Origin of the sequence: Verticiella alkaliphila (genome assembly GCF_018904615.1) — a bacterium.
GTDB classification, from domain to species: domain Bacteria; phylum Pseudomonadota; class Gammaproteobacteria; order Burkholderiales; family Burkholderiaceae_B; genus Verticiella; species Verticiella alkaliphila.
Window position 1 is genome coordinate 1 of sequence record NZ_JADCNH010000080.1, and the last position, 5,112, is coordinate 5,112.

Annotated in this window: 5 protein-coding genes; 4 read left to right on the forward strand and 1 reads right to left on the reverse strand. The window is 67.5% G+C overall.

The annotated features are described in order from the left end of the window. The 3 genes from IMZ29_RS22075 to IMZ29_RS22085 all read left to right on the forward strand — a co-directional run. The coding region (locus tag IMZ29_RS22075; RefSeq protein ID WP_216188409.1) for a murein hydrolase activator EnvC family protein at positions 1 to 723 on the forward strand (723 nt) is incomplete at its 5' end. A 34-nt stretch (positions 724 to 757) separates the two neighbouring features. After that, entirely contained in the window at positions 758 to 2,275 is a 1,518-nt protein-coding gene (locus tag IMZ29_RS22080; RefSeq protein WP_216188411.1) for a S41 family peptidase, read from the forward strand. Beyond that, positions 2,272 to 3,039 (forward strand): HesA/MoeB/ThiF family protein, encoded by a 768-nt coding sequence (locus tag IMZ29_RS22085; protein ID WP_216188417.1) that lies wholly within the window; start codon positions 2,272 to 2,274, stop codon positions 3,037 to 3,039. Before IMZ29_RS22080 ends, IMZ29_RS22085 begins: the two co-directional genes overlap by 4 nt. 114 nt (positions 3,040 to 3,153) lie before the next feature. Here IMZ29_RS22085 and argB read toward each other — a convergent pair whose 3' ends face one another. Next, positions 3,154 to 4,074, reverse strand: coding sequence for an acetylglutamate kinase (gene argB / locus IMZ29_RS22090; RefSeq protein ID WP_216188418.1), 921 nt, complete (start codon positions 4,072 to 4,074; stop codon positions 3,154 to 3,156). Positions 4,075 to 4,209: 135 nt separating this feature from the next. Here argB and IMZ29_RS22095 point away from each other — a divergent pair. Then, positions 4,210 to 5,112: phosphomannomutase/phosphoglucomutase (locus IMZ29_RS22095; RefSeq protein ID WP_216188419.1), on the forward strand; the 903-nt coding region annotated here is incomplete at its 3' end.

The window sequence follows — 5,112 nt, forward strand, 5'->3', positions numbered from 1 at the left end:
CAGGCGCGCGCACGGGAAGCCGTCCGCGTGGCCGAGGAGCGGGAGCGTCAGGCCGCCGCTAGGGCTGCGGCAGAAGCCGCTGCGCGCGCGGCGGCACCCGAGCCCCCGGCAGATCCGTCCTCGGCGCGCTCCACGTTCCAGGAGCGCGGCGCCCAGCCCGTACCGAGCATCCCGGTGCCGTCCGCGCCGCCGCCGGTGGCCCAGGCCCCGGTCATGCCTGAGCCTGTGACGCCAGAGCCGGCACCGGTGCCCGAGCCCGTCGCGCCACCCGTCGCCGCGCCGGCCTCGGTGGCCCGTAGCGAAGCCTTGCCCGGGCCCACGCGTGGCAATTTCGCGTCCTTGCGTGGCAAGCTGCGCCTGCCGGCGCGGGGCGACATCACCGGCCGCTTCGGCGAGGCCCGCGAGGGCGGCAGCGCCTGGCGCGGCGTCTTCATCCGTGCCGCGGAAGGCACACCGGTGCATGCGGTGGCGACGGGCACGGTGGTGTTCTCGGGGTGGTTGCGCGGCTTTGGCAATCTCCTCATCGTGGACCACGGCAACGAGTATCTGACGGTTTATGGCAACAACCAGGCCATCCTGAAGCAAGTCGGTGATAACGTGACGGGCGGCGAGGCCGTTGCATCCGCGGGTTCTTCGGGGGGGCAGGCCGAAACGGGCATATACTTTGAACTCAGACACCGGGGCTCTCCGGTCGATCCGCTTCAATGGGCAGCGCTGCGCTAGCCGGGAATCCGGCAGCGGCTGCCCGGGGGAAAACATGAGCAGTACGAAATTCCGCAATGTTGGCCTGGTGGCCGCCGGCGTCCTGGCCGGCGTCGCGATCAGCCTGGGTGTCACCGCGGTGGCGCAGCGGCCCGGGCCGCTGCCGCTGGACGAACTGCGGCAGTTCTCCAGCGTGTTCGCCATCATCAAGAACAACTACGTCGAGCCTGTCGAGGATCGCAAGCTCCTGAACGGCGCGATCGCCGGGATGGTGTCCGATCTCGATCCGCACTCGGCGTATCTGGACGCCGATGCGTTCCGCGAGATGCAGACGGTCACCCAGGGCGAGTTCGGTGGTCTGGGGATCGAAGTGGGCACGCGCGACGGCTTCGTGAGCGTGATCTCCCCCATCGAGGACACCCCGGCTGCGCGCGCGGGCGTGCGCGCAGGCGACCTCATCATCAAGATCGACGAGACCGCCACGCAAGGCATGCCGCTGCAGGACGCCGTCAAGCTGATGCGCGGCAAGCCGCAGACGCCGATCGTGCTCACGATCATGCGCGAAGGCGAGCCCAAGCCCATCGTGGTCACGCTCATGCGCGACGTCATCAAGGTGCGCAGCGTGCGCAGCAAGGTGGTGGCGCCGGGTACGGCCTACGTCCGCGTGTCGCAGTTCCAGGAAAAGACGGGTGAAGACCTGGCTCGCCACCTGACCGAACTCGGCAAGGGCGGCGCGCCCAAGGCCCTGGTGTTGGATCTGCGCAACGACCCGGGTGGCCTCCTGAATGCGGCCATCGGTGTGTCCGGTGCTTTCCTGCCCCCGGGCGCGGAAGTCGTCTCCACCAAGGGCCGCACGCCGGATTCGAACCAGCAGTACACCGCCACGCCGGCGGATTACCTGCGCGGCGGGCCGGATTACCTGGCCAATCTGCCGGCCTGGGTCAAGACGGTGCCGATGGTGGTGCTGGTCAACGGTGGCTCTGCCTCCGCTTCCGAGATCGTGGCCGGTGCGCTGCAGGATCATGGTCGTGCCAAGGTGCTCGGTACGCGCACGTTCGGCAAGGGCTCGGTCCAGGTGATCCTGCCGATCAGCCGCGAAACGGCGATCAAGCTGACCACCTCGCGCTACTACACGCCGCAAGGCCGCTCCATCCAGGCCACCGGCATCGAGCCGGATTACCTGGTCACGGAAACGGCCAAGGGTGATCTGTACGAACGTCCGCGTGAGGCCGATCTGGTGCGCCACCTGTCCAACGATCAGGACCGCCCCGAGATCAAGTCCAGCCTGTCGGTGCAGCAGGGCGCGGCGCGCGAGCTGCCCAAGCCCATCGAGTTCGGCAGCCCCGAGGATTACCAGCTCCAGCAGGCGCTGAATCTCCTGCAGGGCCGCCCGGTGGCGCAATCTGCCGCTGCGGCCCAGCCGCAGCCGGGCACGGAGCTCGCCGAAGGCGCGAACGCCAAGCCGCCCGCCGAGGCTGGCACGCGTCAGCGCCAGGGTCAGAGCCCCGCCCAGACGGTACCGCCGGAAAAGACGCCGGGTACGACCCCAGTCCAACCGCGTCCGCAGCAGTGAACGACGGGCAGCTGCTGCGCTACGCGCGGCACCTCCTGCTCGACGAGATCGGCATCGAAGGGCAGGAGCGGCTTCTCGCCGCCCGCGCCCTGGTGGTAGGCGCGGGCGGGCTGGGCTCGCCCGTGGCCTTGTATCTGGCGGCAGCCGGTGTGGGCGAGATCGTTCTCGCCGATCACGACACCGTCGATCTCACCAATCTCCAGCGCCAGATCGCCCACACGCAGGCCAGCGTCGGCACGCCCAAGGTGACGTCGGCGCAATCGGCCATGCTTGCCCTCAATCCGGAAGCCCGCGTGCGCACGCTGCCAGTGCGCCTGCAGGATGACGCATTGCTGCGCGAAGAAGTCACGGCTGCCGACGTCGTGATCGACTGCACGGACAACTTCGCCATTCGCGTCCTGCTCAATCGGGTGTGTTTCGCGCTCGGCACGCCGCTGGTGTCCGGTGCCGCCATCCGCTTCGAGGGCCAGGTGAGCGTATTCGATCCGGCCGAGCCGGCATCGCCCTGCTACGCCTGTCTGTTTCCCGAATCTGCCGACGACGTTCAGGAAGTGAGCTGCGCGACGATGGGGGTGTTCTCGCCGCTCGTGGGCATCGTGGGCAGCACGCAGGCGGCCGAAGCCCTGAAGCTGCTGTCAGGGGCAGGCCAGACGCTGACGGGACGTTTGCTGCGGGTGGATGCGCTGCGCATGGAATGGCGTGCGGTGAACGTGATGCGTGATCCTGCATGTCCTGTCTGCGGGCACCGGGCCATGCCCGGCTGATGGCCGCTCAGGGCGACATGGTGTCGCCCGCGGCAGGCATCGTGGCAGGCTTGCCAGCCCGTGCCTGAACCCATCTGCGAGGCCGTGAACGACGCCACGGCCCCGCGTCAGCCCTCAGGCCGACTTGATCATCGTGCCGACGCCGGCATCGGTGAGGATTTCCAGCAGCAGGCAGTGCTCGACCCGGCCATCGACGATGTGCACGGTGTTCACGCCGTTCTTGGCCGCGCCCAGGGCCGAGGAGATCTTGGGCAGCATGCCGCCCGAGATCGTGCCGTCGGCGAAGAGCTCGTCGATGCGCGAGGCCGTGAGGCCCGTGAGCAGCTTGCCTTCCTTGTCCAGCACGCCCGGCGTGTTGGTCATCATGACGAGCTTCTCGGCGCCCAGCACCTCGGCGATCCTGCCGGCCACCACGTCCGCATTGATGTTGTAGGCCATGCCGTCGTCCTCGCCCACACCGATCGGCGAGATGACGGGAATGAACTGGTCGTCCTGCAAGGCCTTCACGACGGCCGGATCGATGCGCAGGATGTCGCCGACGTAGCCGATGTCCAGCGTCTGGCCCGGGTTCTCGCGATCGGGCATTTCGAGCTTGCGCGCCGTGATGAGCCCGCCATCCTTGCCGGTCAAGCCGACGGCCTTGCCGCCATGCTCGTTGATCAGCTTCACGATGTCCTGCTGGACCTGGCCGCCCAACACCCACTCGACCACTTCCATGGTCTCGGCATCCGTCACCCGCATGCCCTGGATGAACGTGCCGGCCTTGCCCAGGCGCTTCAACGCACTGTCGATCTGCGGGCCGCCGCCATGCACCACGACCGGGTTCAGGCCGACGAGCTTCAAGAGCACCACGTCATGCGCGAAGCCGCGCTGCAGGGCTTCGTCCGTCATGGCGTTGCCACCGTATTTCACGACCACGGTCTTGCCATGGAAACGGCGGATGTAGGGCAGGGCTTCGGCCAGGACAGCGGCCTTGAGACTGGGCGACAGCGACTCCAGGGAGGCAGCGGAAGCAGGCGATGCGGATTCGGACATGGCGGCTCTTTCAGAGTGCGAAGGACTTGGTACAGATTGTAGCGGCGCGGCCAAGCTGCGCGAGAGGGGATGAGTGATAATGGACGACTATAACGAGTCTTCCGTTCCGAGTCTTTCAATCCAGAGGATGCATCCGTGACATCAGGCAACACGCCCCAGTCATCGTGGCCCGCCAGCGTTTTCAAGGCTTACGATATCCGCGGTATCGTGCCCGACACGATCAATGCGGGCTTTGCCCACGCACTCGGTCAGGCCCTGGCGGCCAAGGCGCGCGATGCGGCCGTACGTGCCGTCGTGGTCGGCCGTGATGGCCGCCTCTCCGGCCCCGAGCTTTCCGAGGCCCTGCAGAATGGCCTGCTCTCGGGCGGCATCGACGTCATCGACATCGGCATGGTGCCCACGCCGCTTGTGTACTTCGCCGCCAACACCCAGAACACCGGCTCCGGTGTCGCGATCACGGGCAGCCACAATCCCCCGCGCTACAACGGCTTCAAGATGATGCTCGCGGGCGACACGCTCTACGGCGACGACATCCAGGCGCTTGCGCAATCGATGGCGCATCCGGTGGCCAACGCCACGCCCGGCATCCGTCGCGAGCTCGACGTGGTGGGCGACTACATCAGCCGCATCACAGGTGACGTGAAGCTTGCCCGTCCGCTAAAGATCGCGATCGACTGCGGCAACGGCGTGGCCGGTGCGGTCGCTCCGCAACTCTTCCGCGCTTTGGGCTGCGAGGTCACCGAGCTCTTCTGCGAGGTCGATGGCAACTTCCCCAATCACCACCCTGATCCGGCCGATCCGCACAATCTGGAAGACCTCATCCGCGAGGTCAAGGCGCGCAACCTGGATCTGGGCATCGCCTTCGACGGCGACGGCGACCGTCTGGGCGTGGTCACCAAGTCGGGCGAGATCATCTGGCCCGATCGCCAGCTCATGCTGTTCGCACGTGACGTGCTCTCGCGCAACCCGGGCGCGCAGATCATCTATGACGTCAAGTGCAGCCGCTTCGTGGCGCAAGAGGTCAAGGCCGCCGGCGGC

Bases quoted from the DNA above. Each gene is read 5' to 3' on its own strand.
- IMZ29_RS22080 (WP_216188411.1), top strand. From the start codon at position 758: ATGAGCAGTACGAAATTCCGCAATGTTGGCCTGGTGGCCGCCGGCGTC.
- argB (WP_216188418.1), bottom strand. From the start codon at position 4,074: ATGTCCGAATCCGCATCGCCTGCTTCCGCTGCCTCCCTGGAGTCGCTG.